The organism is Arthrobacter sp. RAF14, from assembly GCF_052114185.1.
GTDB lineage: Bacteria > Actinomycetota > Actinomycetes > Actinomycetales > Micrococcaceae > Arthrobacter_E.
In genome coordinates, this window is sequence record NZ_JBFREG010000001.1 from 903,997 (window position 1) to 923,732 (window position 19,736).

A 19,736-nucleotide genomic window follows, 5' to 3' on the forward strand; every position below is an offset into this window, starting at 1 on the left:
TCATGAACGGTTTTCATCGTGTGTGCCGCAAGACCCTCCGTCTCGCGGCGGTGCCGGCGGCCCTCCTCGGGGTGCTGGTGAGTGCGGGCGTCGCTCAGGCGTCGCCGTTGGGTCCAGGAGATCTGGACAAGGCGCGTGCCGCGTCGTCGTCACCGGCGGCCACGGCTCTGCTGCAACGCGCCCTGGAGGCGCAGCAGGCACCCGGGGGAGCCGGCGTCGTCGGAAAGCAGACGGCCGGCGGCGCGCAGCCGACCGTGGTGGATCCCGCCGCGATTCCCGTCTACGCGCTCAACGCCGATTTCGTGAAGGGGACGTCGCGGGAGCCGGGGACACTCTGGTACGTCGCGTTCGCGGCCACCCGAGGAGAGGTGCACCAGACGTTGTTCACTGCGCCGGACGCCTTCGGCGCCTGGAAGCCGGTCAACGTGGCCGGTGGTGACACCGAGCAGCGGATGGCTGCCCGGGCCGGGGGTGGGCGGTTGCTGCTGGAGCCGCAGATCGGTGCCTGGTACTCGGTCGCAGGGGAGCGGCTCAGGCCGCTCAATGCCCGGGCTGTCGAGTCGACCGGCGCATCGCCCGTGACCGTGGCGAGCTACCAGCGCAAGGTCGCCGCTGCCTACCGCGACAAGCTGCCCGGTGGCTCGTACGACCAGAGCGGCGCCGCGGGCGGTTTCGACGCGAAGGGAAGCACGACGGCGGGCGGCGGCACCGCTCGACCCGCGGAGGGTCCCTCTGCGGAGGGCCAGGCCGCGGTGCAGGCCGCCGGGCCGGTCCAGTCGGCGGGCCCTCACGAGTCGGCGGGCACCCTGGTGATGCAGCGGGCTGCGATTGTCGCCGGACTGGCCGTGGTCCTCGGGTCGGTGGCGCTCGGCTGGCTGATCGTCCGGCGTCGGGCGCCCCGGTCCTGATGGACGCCCGGCTCATCTCGTCGATGGGCTGAATCGACCCTTGGCGGACGCGGACGCGGCGGCCGGTGATCCCGTCACCGGCCGCCGCCCGTCGTCGTGCCGGTCGCCCGGTCTGAATGCTCTGGCGACCGCCCTAGTCGGGCAGCCCGCTCCGGAGCTTCTCGGTGAGGCGCATGAGCTCCGTCATCTCGGCCTCGCTCAGCGCAGGACCCACCAGTGCGGCGATGTCCCGGACGTGCGCCCGGCCGATCTCCTTCTGCACCGCCCGGCCCTCCGGGGTCAGACGGATCAGGATGCCCCGGCCGTCGTCGGGTGCCGTCTGACGCTCGATCAGTCCCCGGTTCTGCAGGCGCTCGACCAGTCGGCTCAGGCTCGACTGGCTCAGCAGCACCCGGTCGTTGATCTCATGCAGACGCAACCAGCCCTCGGGGCAGCTGCTCAGCGTGAAGAGGACGTCGTACTCCTTCACGCTCACCTTGTGGGAGACACCCACCTGGCGGAACGCCGGGGCTTCGTTGAGCCGCCGCATGATGGCCACCTGGGTGCGGAAGAGCGACTCCCAGGTGGCGGCGGCGAGGCGGACATGCGGCGCCTTGCTCATGACGTGGCGACCTGATCCGCCGTCTGGTCCTGACCGGTGGCCGCTTCCTCGGCCAGGCGGGCCTGCTTGGCCGCCACCAAGGATTCGTGCGTCGGGGCCTCCGGCACGGTGGCCGGGCGTCCCTCGGCGAAGCCCTTGCGGAGCTCCGGCAGGATCTCCCCGAGGAGGTCCAGCTGCTCCAGCACGGTCTTGAGCGGCAGTCCGGCGTGATCCACCAGGAAGAGCTGGCGCTGGTAGTCGCCGAAGGTCTCGCGGAAGCTCAGGGTCTTCTCGATCACTTCCTGCGGGCTGCCCACGGTCAGGGGGGTCTGCGAGGTGAAGTCCTCCAGGGACGGGCCGTGACCGTAGACCGGGGCGTTGTCGAAGTACGGACGGAACTCGCGGACGGCATCCTGGGAGTTGCGGCGCATGAAGAACTGCCCGCCGAGGCCCACGATGGCCTGTTCCGCCGTGCCGTGACCGTAGTGCTCGTAGCGCTCGCGGTAGAGGCCGATCAGGCGCTGGTAGTGCTCCTTCGGCCAGAAGATGTTGTTGGCGAAGAAGCCATCGCCGAAGTAGGCCGCCAGCTCCGCGATCTGCGGGGTGCGGATGGAGCCGTGCCAGACGAACGGCGCCACGTCATCCAGGGGACGCGGGGTGGAGGTGAAGTTCTGCAGCGGAGTGCGGAACTTGCCCTGCCAGTTGACGATGTCCTTGTCCCACAGCTCGCGCAGCAGGCTGTAGTTCTCGATCGCCAGATTCACGCCGTCCTGGATGTTCTTGCCGAACCAGGGGTAGACCGGCGGGGTGTTGCCGCGGCCGAGCATGAGGTCCACGCGGCCGTCGGCCACGTGCTGGAGCATGGCGAAGTCCTCGGCGATCTTCACCGGGTCGTTCGTCGTGATGAGCGTGGTGGAGGTGGAGAGGATGAGCTTCTCCGTCTGCGCCGCGATGTAGGCCAGCGTGGTGGTGGGGGAGCTGGAGAAGAACGGGCGGTTGTGGTGCTCGCCGAGTGCGAACACGTCCAGGCCGACCTCCTCGGCCTTCTTGGCGATCTCCACGGTCGCCTTGATCCGCTCGTGCTCCGTGGGCGTGGTTCCCGTGGTGGGGTCCGTGGTGATGTCACTCACGGTGAAGATTCCGAATTGCATTACTGCCTCCTTGACCGCTTCCAACTCTAGCAAATTATATGCATTTGCATCTAATTTCATTCGTGTCAGCGTTGCGAGGCGCTGTTCTATTCCCCCCGGGTGAGACCGGACGGAAAGGACCGGAACGGGGAGGCCCGCCCGGTGCGCCGGCGTGCTGCCGGTGCCCCGGGCGGGCCGGTGGCCGTGGTCGTTACCGCAGGTCAGTCCAGGGCATCAGTCCTGGCCGTCAGTCCTGGCCATCAGTCTTGAACGGCGGCGTGCCGGTGGTGCGCCTGCTTCCCTTCCTGGCGACGCTCGCGGCGACCCTCCACCAGGCGGTAGAGGACGGGCACCAGGACCAGCGTGAGAAGCGTGGAGGACACGAGCCCGCCGATCACCACGATCGCCAGCGGCTGCGAGATGAAGCCGCCGCCGCCCGTGACACCCAGGGCCATGGGGGTCAGGGCGAACACGGTGGCCGCCGCGGTCATGAGGATGGGCCGCAGACGGCGCCGCGCGCCGTGTTCGATCGCGTCCGCCACGGACATGGCCTCCCGGCCGTCTCCCGGTCTGCGGTACTGGTTGATCAGGTCGATCAGCACGATCGCGTTGGTCACCACGATGCCCACCAGCATCAGCATGCCGATCAGCGACGGCAGGCCCAGCGGCACGCGGGACAGCAGGAGCAGGCCGATGGCGCCGGTCGCGGCGAAGGGGATGGAGACCAGCAGGATGAGCGGCTGGACCAGGGATTTGAAGGTCGCCACCATGATCACGTAGACGATCGCGATGGCGGCCAGCAGCGCCAGCCCGAGCTGACGGAAGGAATCCGCCTGCTGCGTCGTCGCGCCGCCGACGGTCGCCGTCGTTCCTGCTGGGAGGCTGATCGAGGCCAGGCGCTTCTGCACCTCCGTGCTCACCGCGCCCAGATTGCTCCCGTCCGGGGTGACCGAGACGACGGCGGTTCGCTGGCCGTTGCTGCTGGTGATGCTGGACGGAACGCTGACCTGCTTGACGTCGGCCACCGCTGACAGCGTCAGGGGTGTGCCGGGGATCTTGCTGTCCTTGAGCTCCTGGATGCTGCGGAACGGCTGCGCTTCGCCCACACGGACTGCGTAGTCCGTGACCCCGAGGCGGAGCTTCACGTCCAGCGGGGGATTGGACGCACTGGCCAGCAGGCCGCCGATCTGCTGCTCGGAGAGCCCCAGGGCGGCCGCCTTCGCGCGGTTCACCTCCACCTGGACCACCGGGTAGGAGGCGGCGAGATTGCTGGTCACGGAGGTCGTGTTCGGCACGTCCCCGAACGCCGTGATGAGCTGCTGGGAGGCCTTGGCCAGGGCGTCGGAGTCGCCCGAGCGGATGGTCACGTCCACGGTGTTCGAGCTGCCGAAGCCGCCCTGCTGGGAACCGATCGTCACCTTGCCCGCGTCCTTCAGCCCGTCGAGCCTGGCCCGCGCGGCGTCCTGGAGCTTCAGCTGGTTCTTCTTCTCGTCCGTGGTGACGGTGAAGTTGGCATCGGAGGAGCCACTGGAGACCATGGCGCCATACCCGGACCCGGCGTTGCCCAGGATGACCTGCACGTCCTTGACGCCGTCCAGGTCCTTGAGCGCCCCCTCGACCTTGGCTGCCGCCTTGCTCGAGTCGTCCAAGGTGGTGCCCGCGGGCAGGGACTGCCGGACGGTGAAGCTGTTCTGCCCCGAGTCGCCCAGGAGGTTCGTCGGCAGCAGCGGGGTCATGGCGAAGGTCGCGACCAGGACCACCACAGCGGAGACGAGCGTGATCACGGGATGGCGCTGCGTGGCGTGCAGCACGGGGACGTAACCGCGGGCGAGCCAGGACCGCTCCTCCTTCGCATGCGCCTCCCGCTCGATCTCCGCCTGCTCGCGGCCCTGGACGTTCCCGGACTTGAGGAACCAGTAAGCGAGCACGGGGACGATCGTGAGGGAGACGAAGAGGGAGGCGAGGAGGGCGATGGTGACGGTCAGGGCGAACGGACGGAACAGTTCTCCGGCGATGTCACCGACGAAGGCGATCGGCAGGAACACCGCCACCGTGGTGAGGGTGGAGGCCGTCACCGCTCCGGCCACCTCACGGATCGCGCTCAGGATCGCCGTCTTCTTGTCCTCGCCGTAGCTGAGGTGCCGCTTGATGTTCTCGATCACGACGATCGAGTCATCCACCACGCGGCCGATCGCGATGGTCAGGGCGCCCAGCGTCAGGATGTTCAGGGAGTACTTGGCCGCACCGAGACCGATGAAGGTGATCAGCAGGGACAACGGGATGGAGATGGCCGTGACCAGGGTGGAACGCACCGAGAGCAGGAAGAGGAGGATCACCACCACGGCGAATCCGAGCCCCAGCAGGCCCTCGGTGGTGAGGTCCTTGATGGATTTCTCGATGAAGGGCGCCTGATCGAACACCGAGGTGAACTTGGCGCCGTGGCCCAGCTCGTCCTGCAGCGCGGGGATCGCGTCATGCACCGCGTGGGAGAGCGCGACCGTGTCCGCCTCAGGCTTCTTGGTCACCGAAAGAGCCAGCGTCTGGACCCCGTTGGTGCGGGTGATCGACGTGGCCGGGTTGTCCTTGAGCTGCACCTGGGCGATGTCACCGATCGTGGTGGGCGTGTTCGCCCCCGTGAGGGGCAGAGCCTTGACGGCGTCCAGGGTGTCCACTCGCGTGCCCACCTGGAGGGAGAGCTCCTTGCCCTGCTCGGTGATGGTGCCGATGGGGATGACGGAGCCGTTGTCCTTGAGCGCCTGGCGGATCGACTGGGCGGTGACGCCGCGCTGGGCGAGCGCTCCGGCCTGGGGCAGGATCGAGACGTACTGACCGGTGGCGCCACTGACCTCGGCGCCGCGCACGCCGTCGAGCTTGAGCAGCCGCGGCACGCTCAGGCGGTTCAGCTGCTCGCTGAGCACGCTCAGCGGCTGGTCGGAGGACACGGCCAGGTAGACGACCGGGAAGTCGTTGATGTTGCCGGCGTAGGACTGGGGGTCGACGTCGGCCGGAAGGTTCCGCTTGGCGCTGGAGATGGCGCGGTCCACCTGGTTCCTGGCCCGGTCCAGATTGGTCCCGTACGCGAACTTGAGGCTCACCGTGGAGACGCCGCTCCGCGAAGTGGACGTGGTGGACTCGACCGATTCCACGCCGCCCAGAGCCTGCTCCAGAGGTTCACCCACCTGCTTGTCCACGACTTCGGCGGAGGCGCCCGGCATGGTGCTGAGCACGGAGATCTGGGGGAACTCGATGGACGGGATGAGTTCCTGCTTGAGGGAGCCCATGGTGATGACGCCGAACACCGCGGCGAACACCGTGATCAGCGCGATCAGGGCTCTGTTGGCGAGGGAGAGCTGGGACAGGCGGAACACGGTACTCCTTGCGCAGGAACGGTCAGTGCGGGACTCGGCCGTGAATGCAGAGAACCCCCGCCACAGGGCGGGGGTTCACCACGGGTTCAGGGACCCGTGCTGCCCGACACTGTTGCTGGGGGCAATCTTACTGCGCGGTCCTGACCGTTTTGGCCTCGTCCAGCTGGAGCACGGTGGCGGTGTGCGCGGCCAGCTCCTGGGCCAGTTCCGGGTTGTCGTTGAGACGCACGCCGTAGCCGGGGAGGATCTCCTTGATCTTGCTTTCCCAGCCCTTGAACTGGGCCGGGAAGGAGCGCTTGAGGAGTTCGAGCATGATCGGCACGGCGGTGGAGGCTCCCGGGGAGGCACCCAGCAGGGCGCCGATCGAGCCGTCACGGCTCGTGATGACCTCGGTGCCGAACTGGAGGGCGCCGCCGCGCTTGGGGTCCTTCTTGATGATCTGCACGCGCTGGCCGGCCGTGATGAGCTCCCACTTGTCGCCGTCGGCCTCGGGGTAGTACTCGCGCAGGGCTTCCACCTTGGCGCCGTGGGTCTTGGTGACCTCCTTGACCAGGTACGCCACCAGGTCCAGATTGTCCTTGGCCACGCCCAGCATCGGCACGATGTTGTCGGGGCGGACGCTGCCCGGCAGGTCCCAGTAGGAGCCGTTCTTGAGGAAGTTGGTGGAGAAGCCGCCGTACGGGCCGAACAGGAGGGAGCGCTGGCCGCCGACGTAGCGGGTGTCCAGGTGGGGCACGGACATGGGCGGGGCGCCCACGGAGGCCTGGCCGTAGACCTTGGCGTTGTGCTGGGCGGTGATGTCCTCATCGGTGCAGCGGAAGAATTTGCCGGACACCGGGAACCCGCCGTAGCCCTTGGACTCGGGGATGCCGGACGCCTGGAGCAGGTGGAGGGCGCCGCCGCCCGCACCGACGAAGACGAACTTCGCCTTGACGCTGCCGCGCTCGTTGGATCCGAGGTGGCGGGTGGAGACCTGCCAGCCGCGGCCGAAGGAGAGCTTCTCCAGATCGGTGACGTCGTGGAAGTAGTTGACCTCCACGCCGGAGCGCTCCAGGTAGCCCGTGAGTTCGCGGCTCAGGGCGCCGAAGTCGACGTCGGTGCCTTCGGCCACGCGGGTGGCGGCGAAGCGGCCCGGCTGGCGGCCTTCCATCACCAGGGGTGCCCAGCCCCCGATGGTGGCGGCGTCTTCGCTGTGCTCCATGGTGGAGAAGAGCGGGTTCGGCTTGAGTGCCTCGTAGCGCTTCTTGAGGTAATCGGAGTGGTCATCGCCGAGCACGAAGCTCATGTGCGGGACCGTGTTGATGAATCCCTTGGGGGAGCCGATGAGCTGTTCGGAGACCAGGTGGGACCAGAACTGGCGGGAGAGCTGGAAGCCCTCCGCGATGCCGAGCGCCTTCGCCGGGTTCACCGAGCCGTCCTTGGCCTGCGGCATGTAGTTCAGCTCGCAGTAGGCGGAGTGGCCCGTGCCCGCGTTGTTCCACGGATCGGAGCTTTCCAGGCCCGCCTGATCGAGGCGCTCGTACAGCACGATCGACCAGTCCGGCTGGAGCTGCTTGAGGAAGGCACCGAGGGTGGCGCTCATGATGCCTCCACCGATGAGGACGACGTCGGCGGAGGAAGTCTTGGAAATGAAGGTCACGGTGAACTCCGATTGCAGCAACATTGGGCAGTAGCAGAATATCCCTTGGCGGTCTCTATCAAAAATTGCCCTCAGGGGTTATTCTTTGAGTTTTACCTTCGAGAAGACCTCGTTCAGGACGGGGGACGAAGGGTAACTCACCACGCGGTCGGACATCGCAAGAGCCGAAATCGGGTAGGCGATGGGCAGTGCGGGCAGTGCCTTGGCGATCCGCTCGTTGATGGAGCGGTAGAGCGTCGAGCGTTCGTCGCCGTCGGGCAGGGTGCGCGCCCGTGCGATGTCCTTGAAAACGTCCGCGTCGGTGTAACCGAACTCACCCCGTGTGGAGCCGAAAAGCGGCGAGAGGAAGTTGTCCGGATCGGCGTAGGAGCCGTTCCAGCCGAACAGATGAAGCCCATGGCTGCCGGCCGAGGTCACCTTCTGGGCGTACCCGTCCGTCCACGGGATCGGGACCGGCTTGATGACCAGCCCGACGGCGGTGAGCTGGCGGGCGATCTCGGCGTAGACCTTCTCCGGGGACGGCAGATAGGCGCGGGTCACGTTCACCGGGTAGTAGAACGGGATGGGCTTGCCGTCGTAGCCGGCCTCCTTGAGGAGGGCCTTGGCCTTGTTGGGGTCGTAGCCGAGGGCCGGGGCGCCGTTGTTGAAGCCGGAGAGCCGCGGCGGGACGAACTGGGTGGCCTGGGCGGTGCCGTCCAGATAGAAGCGCCGGACGATCGTGTTCTTGTCCACCGCGTACTCGATGGCCTGGCGGACCTTGAGGTTGTTGAGGGGGGCCACGGCCTGGTTCATGCCCAGGTACATCACGGAGAAGGGATCGCGCTGCACCACCTGCTGGCCCTTCTTGACCAGGGCCTCCATGGTGTCCACCGTGATGTTGTCGTAAGCGTCGATCTCACCCTTGTCGAGCGCTTCCCGGCGCACCTCGGGATGGGAGATGACCCGGAAGGTCACCGTGCCGATCTCTCCGCGGTCGCCCCAGTAGTGAGGGTTCGAGCTCAGGGTGACCTCGGAGTCGTTCCACGACGTGAACTGGAACGGGCCGGTGCCCACGGGGTGAGTGCCGTAAGCGGAGACCTTCGTCCCGGCCTTGGTCTGGGTGAGGGAGTCGGCCTTGCCCTGGGCGAGAGCCTTGGGCGAAGAGATCGCGAGCGACGGCATGGTCAGCGACTGCAGGAATCCCGTGAACGGTTCCGCGAGGTCGATCGAGACGTGGCCGGAATCCGCCGCGGTGCAGCCGCGGTAGATGGACTTGGCGGGCTCGTCCGAATAGCCGCGGAAGATCGTGCCGAACGTGGCACTGCTTTCCTTGCGCAGGGCCGGGCTCAGCTTGTACCAGCGCTGGAAGTTGGCACAGACGGCCTGCGCGTTGAACGGCGTCCCGTCCTGGAACGTCACGCCCTGGCGCAGGGTGAAGTCGTAGCGGAGGCCGTCGTCGGAGGCTTTCCACTCGGTGGCGAGGGAGGGCGCAGGCTTGCCCGTGATCGGGTCGACGGTCAGGAGCCCTTCCAGGACCTGACGGGAGACGCGGTAGGACTCGAGATCGGAGGTCAGCGCCGGGTCCAGCCCTACGGGCGGCGCCGGGGTGCCGAACCGGAAGGTCTTGCTGGGGGCCGTGGAGGAGCTGGTGCTGGGCTCGGGCGTCACGGTGGACGTGCAGCCACTGAGAAGGACGACGGCGGCACTGGCGGCCGCCAGCAGGCGCCGCGTGCGCGGGACACGGACGGAGCGGGCTGGGGCCACTGGCTTCATCACCTCACGTGTGGAAAGGCCGCCGGCTGTCCGGCGGCCCGTGGACTGCTTGGTGTTCAGGGATCGTGCTTTGTCAATCGTTCTATGTCAGTAGTGCGCAAGGTGGGACTTGAACCCACACGCCCGAAGGCACAGGAACCTAAATCCTGCGTGTCTGCCAATTTCACCACTCGCGCTGGTGCTGTGCGGCGCTGAACGCCACGCTCAAGTCTAGACGCATTTGCCTGGCGGACGGCTCAGCGAATTGCGTGATGTGGATCCTGCGGCGGCGTTTCTGTGCCACCGCAGGATCCTTCCGACGGCTCAGGCGGGAAGCTTGAGATCCCGGCGGAGCTTGGCCACGTGACCCTTGGCCCGCACGTTGTACTGCGCCACGGCGACGTCGCCGTTCTCGTCGATCACGAAGGTGCTGCGGATGATGCCCTGGTACGGCTTGCCGTAGTTGAGCTTTTCGCCCCAGACGGCGTAGCGCTCGGCCACCAGGTGGCCTTCGTCGGCGAGCATCGTGTAGCCGAAGTGCTCCCGCTGGTCCCAGGCGGCGAGCTTGTCCACCGGATCGGGGGAGATGCCCAGCACTGCGTAGCCCTCCTGGCCGAAGCGCGCGAGGTTGTCCCGGAAGTCACAGGCCTGCTGGGCGCAGGCCGGGGTGTCCGCCTGGGGGTAGAAGAAGAGGATCACGCGCTGTCCACGGAGCGAGGAGAGCGTGACGTCTTCGCCCTGGGCGTTCTTCAGCGTGAAGTCCGGTGCGGGAGTTCCCGGCGTCAGGCGCGGGGTGGTGGACGTGGGCAAGGGTCTCCTCCTTGAAACGGTGATCCGGGGACGGCGCGGCCGGCTTGGCGGGGGCCGTCGGTGTCTTCCTTCAGCCTATATTCCGGCCTGGGAGTGCCCTAATTCAGGAGTGCCCTAATTCAGCGCTGTCCGAATTCAGCGGCGTCGGGCGGCACGTGCGAGCCGGATGAAGCGCACCAGGATCCCGACGGCGAACACCGCCGTCCCGGCCACCACGGACTGCAGCGGCAGGGTCACCGCCAGGCCCACGCAGGCCACCGCGCCGAGCACCTGGAACACCCGGGGATACCGGCGGTCCGGGGCCTGCTGGGTGAACGCGGCGAGATTGGCCACCAGGTAATAGATCAGCACGCCGAAGGAGGAGAAACCGATCGCTCCGCGGAGGTCGGCCACCGCGATGATCAGGCAGACCGCGACGGCGACCGCCACTTCGGCGCGGTGCGGCACCTGGTAGCGGGGATGGATGGCCGCGAGGCCGTGCGGAAGGTCGTGTTCACGGGCCATCGCCAGGCCGGTCCGGCCCAGCCCGGCGATCAGCGCGAGCAGGGCGCCGAGCGCCGCCACCGCGGCGCCGGCCCGCACCACGGGTGAGGCCCAGGCCGCGCAGCCGGATGAGACGGCCGTGGCGAGCGGGGCCGGGTCCGTCGCGATCGCCGTCGCTCCGAGTGTCGCGAGCAGGGTGACTGCCACGACCGCGTAGACGACGGCGGTCAGTGTCAGGGAGATGAGGATGGCGCGGGGGATCGTCCGCCGGGGATCCCGGACCTCCTCGCTCAGCGTGGCGATCCGTGCGTAGCCGGCGAAGGCGAAGAACAGGAGGCCTGCGGATTGCAGGACGCCGTACCAGCCGTGAGCCAGGAGACCGTCACCAGCGATCCTGCCCAGGTCAGGGGACGAGCCCGCCCAGCAGGCCGCGATGATGACGGCCAGCGCGGTCAGCACCAGGACCATGAGGATCCGGGACAGGCGGGCCGTGCGGGTGATGCCGTGGTAGTTCACGGCGGCCAGCGCGATCACGGCCAGGATGGCGACGGGGCGCTCCCAACCGGGTGGGGCCACATACGCGGCGAAGGTCATGGCCATGGCGGCGGCGCTCGCGGTCTTGCCGATCACGAATCCCCAGCCGGCCAGGAAGCCCGCCCAGGGGCCGAGCCGTTCTCTGCCGTAGAGGTAGCTGCCACCAGAGGCCGGGTAGGCCGCGGCGAGCTGCGCCGAGGAGCTCGCGTTGCAGAAAGCCACGAAGGCGGCCACGAGCAGTCCGATCAGCAGGCCCGAACCCGCCGCCGCAGCCGCGGGGGTGAAGGCCGCGAACACCCCGGCGCCGATCATGGACCCGAGCCCGATCATCACGGCGTCCGTGGTGCCCAGACGGCGTGCGAGAGCGGGGGTCTCACTCATGCGGGTCCCTCTCGGGGTGTCGTTGCTCCAGGGCGGAACGGCGGGCGTGTGCGTCCCCCAGATCGTCGCACGTGCCCGGGGGAAAACGAATCCCGAGGCGGGAGCGCACGCGCCTGGTGTGGACCAGCAAGTGACTCTTGATCAAGGAGTTCCGGGTTCGCCACGGGTGGCGGTGGACGCTGCCTGCTGGAAGTGCGCCTCGACGTGTGACTGTCGCCCGTGACCTGTGCCGTGCTTGGATCGGAGGACATCATCCTGTGGGCACGATGTCGGTCGGCCCCGTGCCCACAGGGCACCGACAGCGCCACGCCTTGGACTGGGCGCGGCCGGATGGTGAGGGGGAGACTGCTATGAGGGGACCGCTATGAGCTACTGCAAGAAAGCCGCATTCTCGCAAGGTTCACTGTTCATCGTCCTGGCGGTGACGAACGCGCTATCGGACCAGAGTCCGGGGTGGAAGATCGGCTTGGTGACGGCGAGCGTCGTGATGGCCGCCGTGGTCATCGTGGGCTGGCTGTGGCGCGACCGTCGTGAACCGCCGCCGCGGGGGTCGGCTCGGGAATAGCCGCAGTTCAGGACAGTGCCAATGTTCGGGACAGTGCCAATGTTCAGGGCGGTGCCAATCCGTTTCCGACTGTGGCTCCGAATCGTTGCATATCGATCCGGATCACTTCAGAAAGCGGCACATCGTGAGCACCCTCTCCTTCATCGGCCATTTGCCGGCAACGCATCGTCTCACCGGTGACCAGCGCGACGGGATCAGCTCCGAAGCGCTGGCCGCCGTCGACCACATCATGTCCGGGGGAGCGGTGTATCTTCCCTTCGCGCGGCTGGGGCACGAGACCGCCGCGGCCAGGGGCAAGAGCCCGGAAGTGGAGTTCCTCGGTCTCTACTCCGCGTCCTCGCCGTACACCGAGGGTGTCCTGTTGAAGGTCCGCTTCGCCGACGACCCGCTCGTGGCGTTCTGGGTCCCGGCGGACTATCTCGCCCACGGGGCCTGCCGCAGCTGCCGGCCGTTGTGGGACGAGGTCGGCGCGCTCGCAGCCGACGCCGCCCCGGGCGCCATGCTTTACGGCCTGACGAGCGCGGACAACGGAGTGCTGGTGAAGGAGGCGGACCTGGTGCGCGCCCTCACGGAGTGATGTGGACTACACGACCAGGCCGGAGGTGTAGGTCCCGACGGCGGTTGCGTCGATCTAGTGCTCGCCGTCGATGGTCTCGTATTTGACGGTCCGCAGGGACGCCGGCGCTTAGAGGACGCGCCAATAGTCCTTCGTAGCATCGGCGCGTCCTCGTCTGGCGAGCTACATCCCGAGGAGTGCGGCCTGGGCGAGCGCGAGTAGCGCCTGTCCCGCCCCAGTTCCGGCCGCAGATCCCAGCGCTCCGATGAACGAGGTCACGGCCGACTTGAGCACTCCGGCGGAGGCTCCCTCATGAGCGGCAGCTTCAATTTCTCCGACCGCTCCTTCAGCGCTGGCTTTATCGTCCTCTGACATCTGAAGGAGAGGTGCCATCTGACGGAAAGCATCAACCAGATTGCGAGCTTCCTGCACCTGCTTCTGGGTGACAGAAACCGACTGTTCAACGTTCTTGCTTCCGGCCGCAACGTTGACGTTGTTCGAGCCACTGATGTGCACGTTGTTGTTTGTCACGCTCATTCCCACCCCTGGGTCGTTAACTGATCGATTTTGCTCTACTACGGCCGTCCCACGCGGAGTGATAGAGGGACGGAGCACTCCTGTCCCCATGGCCGCGGGACCCTTGATGTAATCCTCCTCGCGGAGCCAAAGGCTGGCTCGGTCCACCTCTTCGTCGGAATAGGGCGAGCCGAAATGGTTTGCCCCTGACTCGGGCAGGAAGCTTGACAGTCTCGGACTGCTCCCCAGGGCGTGTTCCGCCGCATAAACCCACCTGAGGAGGCTATCTCGAAGCGACCTGTTCCTAGAGACAAGGTCACGTTGAAGATCGGAGAAGTTCGCCGCGATGTCTCGCCCTTCCTGGCGAACCTGAACGCCTCCAATGCCCGCAAGGGTTTCCCAATAGTCAATCCACTTCAACTGACGCATCTGGGCCAGGTCGGAGTTGAGGGATTCACGGGTCCCGCCGTCGGCGAAGAAATCTTCCTCGACATCTTCCACTGGGACATCCTGGCCGTCGCCTGGTTGTTCAGCAAGGAGCTTCATCAGCTTGAGCTGTCGAAGCCCGCCTGGAGCACCGGCAAAGTTTTGCAAGGTCGTCACAATGTCCCCAATCTCGGATGCCAGAGCGTTCGTGCTCTGCCTTCCGAAAATACCAATAGGCTCTGACATTTCAAGGCCCGTGACAGCAGAGCGCCGCCGATTTTCTGAGTGAGACGCCAAGCCCCCTAGGCCCTAACGAGTGTCGAACCCCGATCGACCCTTCAATCCCACCCCTCCATCTACACTGAGGCCGTGAAGAGGATGAAGTACGAGAAGGGTCTGATCAGCCGCGCGGCGCCTGAGTACTTCCCGTCTGCCACAGTGTTCCCCGCCAGAGTCCTCGCGGCCCAGGTAGCAGCTTCCATGGCTCTCGACGGTCGCCGTGTTAATCCGGATGCGATCACCGTGGAGTCAACCGTGGAGTCAACGGCGGCATCCCGCAAGGTGGTTGCCAGGATTCTCGCCATCAAGAACGGCGAGGCCTAGCTTTCCAGCGAACCTCAACCTTTGGGATCGGCCCGACCATCACCAGTCCACACCGGCGCGAGCAGCTCGTCCATGCCGACGCCGAACGCCTTCGAGAGCTTCAGCCAGGTCATGAGGTCGCCCTTGTGCCGTCCTGCCGCGATGTTCAGCAAGGTCTGGCGACCCAGGTTTGATGCCTCCGCTAGCTGGTCATAGGTCATTCCGGCCGCTTCTCTACGGACGTTGAAGATCGGGCGAAGTTGCGTGAGATCGGGATCGTGAAATGCCATCTATCCAGCCCACGGGACTTCCCTCGTGAAGTCAGTCCACAATTGTGTACTATCGGTACATGATCATGAACTGTCGCTCGCCAAGGGGATTCGCCAATGTCGTCACGTCTTGAGCCGATCAAGGTGGCCTGGAAAGCCGCGCCGAAGCCCCTCCGTGCCGCTTCCGCCCTGTGGGCCGCCGCAGGAATATGGGCCGTGATCACGGCAGTCTCCATGCTCATTGCGGCAGCGAATGCGGTGAACCGGGCTACTGGGGCTCTCAACGGAATCGGCCAGTTCAGTGATAGTCAGGAGATCCGTAGCGGCGAGTTCATGCAAAAGGGCCTGGCCCCGTTCCAGGGCATCGCGACCGGGATGAGCTTCGGCCTAATCGTGGTAGCGGTCCTGATATGCGCCTGCTACATGCTCCTGGGCTTCTTCGCGCTAAAGGGCAATGCCGCGCCCCGAGTCATCGCCACGATTCTCGCGGCCCTCTCACTGCCGGGCTTGTTCATGGGGCCTGGAGTCTTCTTCGGGGTCCTCCTTGGAATCGTGGGCGTCGTCCTTGCTTGGCAGAAGCCGGTCACGTACTTCATTAGGGCGAAGGCGCTACCTCTGCCGCCGTATCAGCCGCGAAGCACGCCCGAGGGAGGCCAGTGATGAGTGAGCAATTCAAGTCCAAGGACCTGCATCGGACGGCTGCAATCGCACGCTTCCTCGAAGTCGTGAGGGAGGAACTGGGTGACCGTTCGCATCTGTCGATTCCAGACGCGGAGGTCTTCCCACTGATCATGAGCGTGGTCGCCACCGGCGCGACACATGCTGAAGCTGCAAGGGGTCGTTGCACCGAGCAGGTGCTGGTCGAACGGCATCGGGAGTGGGCCGAATCTGGGCTCTGGACTCGCTACCTGTTCTTGGACTACCCCCAGGTCATCGAGGCGATTGGGATGCTGTAGCGAGTCGAATGGGATTCGGAACGGCTATCGAGTGAGCATTCAGATTACATTCTGTAATCTTGTAGTAAGCTATTCATAGAGAGGTCGATAGAGAAGAGTGGGCTAGCCCTCCGTGCAAAGAGAACCAGCCCACTCGTTTCGGGTATCGACTACCCTCCCAGTCGCTTGATCAAGTCAAGCAACAACGGATTAAGAGCCGAGATCAGCTTCGCCACGGTATGCAGCCACCGGCGAGCGGTCTCGGGTCTTCCATCTTCTGGGGACTTCTTCCCCACATTCACCACCTCCTTCTCACTTACGCCACATCTGCGACGAGTGCCGCAGAAGGGTGCGACAGGGCTATCTTGCCAGATCATGCAAGAACTTCTTGGCATTGGGTCGGTTCGAATTCCTAGGGAGAACGTCGATTACCGGCCTTCCGTTTGATTCGGCGTCCTAGGCTCCGTCCCCACTTTGATTTCCACCGCTTGGGTCGCCCTTCCCACCTGTGTCGCACCCATCCCTCTTTGACGAGCTTCTTGATCAGGATGATCGCCGTGGCGAACTGGACCCAAGCGTCAATCACCACCCAGTGCCTCTCATGGCAGACCGCCAGGACCTTGAACGAGTTGAACCAGCTATGGGCCCTCTCGACCTTCCACCGGGTGTCAGCTTGAAGCTTCACGCCTCGCTTGCTGATCAGGTAGTCGCAGCCGAGTTCGTCCAGGAACGCACGCGTCTTCCGCGAGTCGTACCCGGCATCGAGGTGAACGGTCATCTGGTCTGGTAGCTCGAACGTGAACGGGCGAAGGCCTTCGAACGTGGGCGCAAGGAGCCGCGAATCATTGGTGTTCGCCGGAGCAATGATCGTGACGAGTGGTGCACCATTGCCGTCGACCATCAACGACCGCTTGATGCCGAGTTTGGCTCGGTCCACTGGCGACTTGCCCGCGACTTCGCCACCGCCAGGGGCTTTCGTTATGCATCCATCCACCGCTATGTCTCTGAAGTCGAACCCGATCATCCGGTCGTAGCCGGCCTGGACAATCTCAAGGAGATGATCAAAGATGCCGGCCTCGATCCACTCGTCCCGGCGTCGTCTCAGCGTCGTGGCTGAAACCTCGAGGGTGCTGGCTCTCTCATACGAGCGTCCCTCGACAACGATCGAGACCAGGCATTCGAAAATGGTTCGATCACTGATCCGGGGGCGGTGACCGCCGTAGGGATGTGTATCGATGCGTTCCGGTATCAACGGTTCAAACGCTTTCCACAGGGGAATCAGGAAGTCCCGAGCGAGAGCGGGCACAGAGGTCTCCAGTCAATGATGACTAGAGCCGGAAAGGCGAACCAGATTGCCGATCCATAAGCTGACGGTCGTCTAATACCCGCCAGGAGCATCGCCCCATCCAGAGCTCTGCCAGTGACTACTGCCGATCTCGGACTCTTAACACCGAGCGGAGGGTCGTGTTTCTCCGGACGACCACCGGAACTGCTTTCGTTAGTTCGAGTTTAACGATTCTTCGAGGATCCCCGTCAACCCCAATAGCCTGAGAGTTTCCTGGGAATAAACTAGAGCGCGAATACGTCTACCGGTGGAGGGAAGATGGCTGACAAGCCGCTAACCGTTGCAGAAGCAGCCAAGCTTGCGAAGATTCCCGAATCGACGTTCCGGTTCTGGATCAAGCGCGGTGAGATCAAGATGGAGCGTTCGCCTGGTGGGCTCATGCGTGTCAGAGAGTCTGAAGCTCGACGCCTTAGATCATGGCTAGACGGCGAAGATGTGGAACCGTCCCGGATGCCGCATGAATAGGTGTCTTATGTCCAACCGAGATGCTTTGCGATCACGGTCGTAGCAGTCCAGAGGCCGGTTCCGAGCGCGGAGCCAGTGGCCGCATTTACTCGCTCTGCAACCCAATGACGGGCAGCCTTAAAATGGAATGATCCTGTATCAAGTCGACCTGCGGCCGCCTCTTCGAACACCAGCGCGACCTCGTCCGCTTCGGCCCGCTCCTCTTGGCTAGCTAGGGCCGCATCTTCGCGGATCGCTTCTGCAACCTGCTGATACAGATTCAATGATAAGTCTCCGCCCGAGATGGCTTGAAAGCCGCCAATGTTCACGGGGGCATGGACAGGCCCTTCAAAGAAGATGTGGCTGCGGCCCTGCTGATTTGCCATGAGTCTCTTGTATTCCCCGCTAGTTAGGGCAATCGAGGGTGGGAGTTTACCTTGAATAAGGAGATTTTGATTCCAGTCTCCAAATTCGATCCGATTTCGTTGCTTCATCCAAAGCAAAAGATTCGCTATCTGAAGCGGTTTGAGACCTAAAGTGCCCCAGTCGAACCGTCGAAAGACATGTTCATCATTAGCCACGAGAAGGAGTCCATTGGTCAGGTCATTGGAGTGCCACTCGTACGACTCTTCGTCAGGGAGCGCGGCAGCTTCAAAGGCGCTCATGTACTTCTTTTGCTCAGAGCGAAGGAACCAATATGCCGATGCGGCCATGAGACCAAGTGCGATGTACCAGAGAACCTCCACTTATTCGCCCCTCGCTAGTCGCCTGCATACCACGGTAATCCTAGTTCGTGGGAGTGTCGGATTTTGCTCAGGTCATTTCGTTTCGTGTCGCGAGACGGCCAGTCTCCTTCCCGCTCCGTTCCCTGCGCCGCGCGACACCACGATACTTGGGGGAGAGTCTCGCTGGTCAGTCCAGAGAGACCTGGCCAGCGAATCCGAAAACTGTGTCAGTCGACGCCCCTAGGATCGGTTGTGTCCGCAAAGGACAGCTCCGACAAGGAGTCTCTGGTGAACCGCAAAGGGGATTTACGCTCATGACAACCGTGACACGCAGAATCCAAGAAGTGAAGCAACCACGGGGCGGATACATCAATCCACGTAGCCTTGAGGCGCAGGTGCTGAGCCACATCGGGGTTCTGAACCACACCGAGAACGTCCATGCCTCCATCACCGGTATGGCTGTGGACTACCTGACCCGGCTGGCGAACGGGGCTTCGCCGATGGAGGCATTTGAGATTTCACTCCGCGGTGCTTATCTCCTTGAGCAGGTGGGGATACCAGCCCTTGCAGATGCGAAGGAGGCGCTCGGCGAGCTTGAGCCGGGAGTTCTGCCGAGCGCGGCAAGCGTCATCTCAGCCTGCCGCTTGGTCAGGTATGACGTGGCGTTCAGAGCTGGCCCCGGGATGTACAACCCATATGCTCAGTCCAAGCCTGATGCTGCAACGATTGAGAACATTCAGACAATGGTTGCGAGGGCATCTGCCTTCTTCTCGCAGTACGGGCCGATCACGCTGGATGGCTTCACCTTCGATGGTGCCTACACGGAAATCGTCACTGCCGGCGACGGAGACTTCCTCACCTCGGACACGCTCTGGGACTTCAAGGTCTCGGTCAAAGGGCCGACCAAGGATCATACGCGTCAGGTTCTCATGTACTACCTCATGGGCATGAAGTCTGGTCAAGCCGAGTTCCAGTCGATCACTCATCTTGGTGTTTTCAACCCTCGTCTGAACACGGTCTACCGGATTAGTGTCGCCGACATCCCGGTCGAAGTAGTCACGGAAGTCAGCCGGGATGTGATCGGCTACAACTAGCACAATCACCGGCCGGCCCTGTGGTAATTGCTGGGCTGGCCGGTGATCTAGGTGGATCGCTCGGCCTGGCCCTACTGACATCGATTGCGCCTCGTTGGAAGGGGGCTATTGGCGCGTCCACTTAGGGTTCTGGAGGTTCCTTCGGCTCCGTGCCGGGGAAAGGTGCGGAGGTCATGTTCTTCGTCCTTGTGCTGTATAGGCGGGTTGGTCGGTGAAGGGCCACCAGAGCTGGCGGGGCGTCCACATGCACACGCGCCTGCTGTTCAGGTGTGTGGGGTGGTTGCGCTGTCCGCAGAGGGCGGCGGGAAGAGGAGAAGGGAAGGCATGGTCGGGCTTTCGGGCATGAAAAAGCACCCGCGGCTGGTGCCTGGGTGCTTGCGGGTGTTGGGGGCTGGTGGCCTCATGAGCCCCGGAAACGTGGCGGGGATGCAAAAACGTCCTCACCGAATGGCCGGGGCCGTCCGGTGAGGACGTTCAGGTGAAGATGGGGAGTGCTACTCGTAAAGGTACTGCTTGGTGCTCATGTAGTCGATGAAATTGCCGATTGCCTTGTATCCGAGATGCCCGACGAGGCCGATGAGGACCATGAAGATCCACGACGTAGGTGTCGGATTATCCATCAACAGGGGGGATGCAGCCCAAGCGATTGCCGCGACTACTACGACAGCGGCCACTGCTTTCAGGACCTTTGGCAGGTTCTTCTTATTCATCTGCT

Annotated in this window: 20 protein-coding genes, 1 tRNA gene and 1 pseudogene; 9 read left to right on the forward strand and 13 right to left on the reverse strand. The window is 64.6% G+C overall.

The window, feature by feature from the left end:
• Positions 1–2 precede the first annotated feature (2 nt).
• Positions 3–908: a hypothetical protein gene (locus tag AB4Y75_RS04255; protein WP_441434630.1), complete on the forward strand. Its 906-nt coding sequence runs from the start codon at positions 3–5 to the stop codon at positions 906–908.
• Between the two features lie 133 nt (positions 909–1,041).
• On the opposite strand, the gene AB4Y75_RS04260 is transcribed toward AB4Y75_RS04255, so the two are convergent.
• The 8 genes from AB4Y75_RS04260 to AB4Y75_RS04295 form a co-directional block, all read right to left on the reverse strand.
• Entirely contained in the window at positions 1,042–1,509 is a 468-nt protein-coding gene (locus AB4Y75_RS04260; RefSeq protein WP_441434631.1) for a MarR family winged helix-turn-helix transcriptional regulator, read from the reverse strand.
• Positions 1,506–2,639 carry an LLM class flavin-dependent oxidoreductase gene (locus AB4Y75_RS04265; protein WP_441434632.1) on the reverse strand — a complete coding sequence of 378 codons (1,134 nt, stop codon included), beginning with the start codon at positions 2,637–2,639 and terminating at the stop codon, positions 1,506–1,508. The genes AB4Y75_RS04260 and AB4Y75_RS04265 overlap by 4 nt, the downstream gene beginning before the upstream one ends.
• Positions 2,640–2,878: 239 nt before the next feature.
• Entirely contained in the window at positions 2,879–5,986 is a 3,108-nt protein-coding gene (locus tag AB4Y75_RS04270; RefSeq protein ID WP_441434633.1) for an efflux RND transporter permease subunit, read from the reverse strand.
• 127 nt (positions 5,987–6,113) lie between these two features.
• Positions 6,114–7,625 (reverse strand): malate:quinone oxidoreductase, encoded by a 1,512-nt coding sequence (locus tag AB4Y75_RS04275; protein WP_441434634.1) that lies wholly within the window; start codon positions 7,623–7,625, stop codon positions 6,114–6,116.
• A gap of 78 nt (positions 7,626–7,703) precedes the next feature.
• Complete coding sequence (locus tag AB4Y75_RS04280; protein ID WP_441435257.1) at positions 7,704–9,377, reverse strand: ABC transporter substrate-binding protein; 1,674 nt, start codon at positions 9,375–9,377, stop codon at positions 7,704–7,706.
• A 94-nt stretch (positions 9,378–9,471) separates the two neighbouring features.
• A tRNA-Leu gene (locus AB4Y75_RS04285) sits at positions 9,472–9,553 on the reverse strand.
• A gap of 127 nt (positions 9,554–9,680) precedes the next feature.
• Positions 9,681–10,166 carry a thioredoxin-dependent thiol peroxidase gene (bcp, locus tag AB4Y75_RS04290; RefSeq protein ID WP_441434635.1) on the reverse strand — a complete coding sequence of 162 codons (486 nt, stop codon included), beginning with the start codon at positions 10,164–10,166 and terminating at the stop codon, positions 9,681–9,683.
• Positions 10,167–10,301: 135 nt separating this feature from the next.
• On the reverse strand, positions 10,302–11,564 hold the full coding sequence (locus AB4Y75_RS04295; protein WP_441434636.1) for an APC family permease: 1,263 nt from the start codon (positions 11,562–11,564) through the stop codon (positions 10,302–10,304).
• A 364-nt stretch (positions 11,565–11,928) separates the two neighbouring features.
• On the opposite strand from AB4Y75_RS04295, the gene AB4Y75_RS04300 reads away from it, so the two are divergent.
• Positions 11,929–12,129: a hypothetical protein gene (locus tag AB4Y75_RS04300; protein WP_441434637.1), complete on the forward strand. Its 201-nt coding sequence runs from the start codon at positions 11,929–11,931 to the stop codon at positions 12,127–12,129.
• 124 nt (positions 12,130–12,253) lie between these two features.
• Complete coding sequence (locus tag AB4Y75_RS04305) at positions 12,254–12,706, forward strand: hypothetical protein (protein ID WP_441434638.1); 453 nt, start codon at positions 12,254–12,256, stop codon at positions 12,704–12,706.
• Positions 12,707–12,868: 162 nt separating this feature from the next.
• Here AB4Y75_RS04305 and AB4Y75_RS04310 read toward each other — a convergent pair whose 3' ends face one another.
• Positions 12,869–13,216, reverse strand: coding sequence for a hypothetical protein (locus AB4Y75_RS04310; RefSeq protein ID WP_441434639.1), 348 nt, complete (start codon positions 13,214–13,216; stop codon positions 12,869–12,871).
• Between the two features lie 306 nt (positions 13,217–13,522).
• On the opposite strand from AB4Y75_RS04310, the gene AB4Y75_RS04315 reads away from it, so the two are divergent.
• A complete protein-coding gene (locus tag AB4Y75_RS04315; protein ID WP_441434640.1) occupies positions 13,523–13,870 on the forward strand; it encodes a hypothetical protein in 348 nt (115 codons plus the stop codon).
• Between the two features lie 126 nt (positions 13,871–13,996).
• Entirely contained in the window at positions 13,997–14,230 is a 234-nt protein-coding gene (locus tag AB4Y75_RS04320; RefSeq protein WP_441434641.1) for a hypothetical protein, read from the forward strand.
• 14 nt (positions 14,231–14,244) lie between these two features.
• On the opposite strand, the gene AB4Y75_RS04325 is transcribed toward AB4Y75_RS04320, so the two are convergent.
• Positions 14,245–14,499, reverse strand: a complete 255-nt coding sequence (locus AB4Y75_RS04325) for a helix-turn-helix transcriptional regulator (RefSeq protein WP_441434642.1) — start codon at positions 14,497–14,499, stop codon at positions 14,245–14,247.
• A gap of 195 nt (positions 14,500–14,694) precedes the next feature.
• Here AB4Y75_RS04325 and AB4Y75_RS04330 point away from each other — a divergent pair, with 195 nt between their 5' ends.
• Together AB4Y75_RS04330 and AB4Y75_RS04335 are read left to right on the forward strand one after the other, a co-directional pair.
• Positions 14,695–15,138: a hypothetical protein gene (locus AB4Y75_RS04330; protein ID WP_441434643.1), complete on the forward strand. Its 444-nt coding sequence runs from the start codon at positions 14,695–14,697 to the stop codon at positions 15,136–15,138.
• Positions 15,138–15,434 (forward strand): hypothetical protein, encoded by a 297-nt coding sequence (locus AB4Y75_RS04335; protein WP_441434644.1) that lies wholly within the window; start codon positions 15,138–15,140, stop codon positions 15,432–15,434. The genes AB4Y75_RS04330 and AB4Y75_RS04335 overlap by 1 nt, the downstream gene beginning before the upstream one ends.
• A 463-nt stretch (positions 15,435–15,897) precedes the next feature.
• Here AB4Y75_RS04335 and AB4Y75_RS04340 read toward each other — a convergent pair.
• Positions 15,898–16,719 (reverse strand): annotated as a pseudogene (locus AB4Y75_RS04340) (IS5 family transposase); the annotation flags it as partial.
• Positions 16,720–17,016: 297 nt separating this feature from the next.
• Between AB4Y75_RS04340 and AB4Y75_RS04345 the strand changes: the two are divergent.
• The gene (locus AB4Y75_RS04345) at positions 17,017–17,223 is read left to right on the forward strand and encodes an excisionase family DNA-binding protein (protein ID WP_441434645.1); all 207 of its coding nucleotides are present in this window, start codon (positions 17,017–17,019) and stop codon (positions 17,221–17,223) included.
• Positions 17,224–17,228: 5 nt separating this feature from the next.
• Here the strand turns inward: AB4Y75_RS04345 and AB4Y75_RS04350 are convergent, their stop codons facing one another.
• A complete protein-coding gene (locus AB4Y75_RS04350; protein WP_441434646.1) occupies positions 17,229–17,867 on the reverse strand; it encodes a hypothetical protein in 639 nt (212 codons plus the stop codon).
• A gap of 404 nt (positions 17,868–18,271) precedes the next feature.
• Here AB4Y75_RS04350 and AB4Y75_RS04355 point away from each other — a divergent pair, with 404 nt between their 5' ends.
• Entirely contained in the window at positions 18,272–19,021 is a 750-nt protein-coding gene (locus AB4Y75_RS04355; protein WP_441434647.1) for a hypothetical protein, read from the forward strand.
• Positions 19,022–19,515: 494 nt separating this feature from the next.
• Here AB4Y75_RS04355 and AB4Y75_RS04360 read toward each other — a convergent pair whose 3' ends face one another.
• Complete coding sequence (locus tag AB4Y75_RS04360; protein ID WP_441434648.1) at positions 19,516–19,731, reverse strand: hypothetical protein; 216 nt, start codon at positions 19,729–19,731, stop codon at positions 19,516–19,518.
• Between the last annotated feature and the right edge of the window lie 5 nt (positions 19,732–19,736).

What these genes read in the sequence shown, in the direction of transcription:
- AB4Y75_RS04255 (WP_441434630.1), top strand. Translation starts at nt 3, where the DNA reads ATGAACGGTTTTCATCGTGTGTGCCGCAAGACCCTCCGTCTCGCGGCG.
- AB4Y75_RS04260 (WP_441434631.1), bottom strand. Translation starts at nt 1,509, where the DNA reads ATGAGCAAGGCGCCGCATGTCCGCCTCGCCGCCGCCACCTGGGAGTCG.
- AB4Y75_RS04265 (WP_441434632.1), bottom strand. Translation starts at nt 2,639, where the DNA reads ATGCAATTCGGAATCTTCACCGTGAGTGACATCACCACGGACCCCACC.
- AB4Y75_RS04280 (WP_441435257.1), bottom strand. Translation starts at nt 9,377, where the DNA reads ATGAAGCCAGTGGCCCCAGCCCGCTCCGTCCGTGTCCCGCGCACGCGG.
- AB4Y75_RS04295 (WP_441434636.1), bottom strand. Translation starts at nt 11,564, where the DNA reads ATGAGTGAGACCCCCGCTCTCGCACGCCGTCTGGGCACCACGGACGCC.
- AB4Y75_RS04300 (WP_441434637.1), top strand. Translation starts at nt 11,929, where the DNA reads ATGAGCTACTGCAAGAAAGCCGCATTCTCGCAAGGTTCACTGTTCATC.
- AB4Y75_RS04325 (WP_441434642.1), bottom strand. Translation starts at nt 14,499, where the DNA reads ATGGCATTTCACGATCCCGATCTCACGCAACTTCGCCCGATCTTCAAC.
- AB4Y75_RS04335 (WP_441434644.1), top strand. Translation starts at nt 15,138, where the DNA reads ATGAGTGAGCAATTCAAGTCCAAGGACCTGCATCGGACGGCTGCAATC.
- AB4Y75_RS04345 (WP_441434645.1), top strand. Translation starts at nt 17,017, where the DNA reads ATGGCTGACAAGCCGCTAACCGTTGCAGAAGCAGCCAAGCTTGCGAAG.
- AB4Y75_RS04350 (WP_441434646.1), bottom strand. Translation starts at nt 17,867, where the DNA reads ATGAGCGCCTTTGAAGCTGCCGCGCTCCCTGACGAAGAGTCGTACGAG.
- AB4Y75_RS04360 (WP_441434648.1), bottom strand. Translation starts at nt 19,731, where the DNA reads ATGAATAAGAAGAACCTGCCAAAGGTCCTGAAAGCAGTGGCCGCTGTC.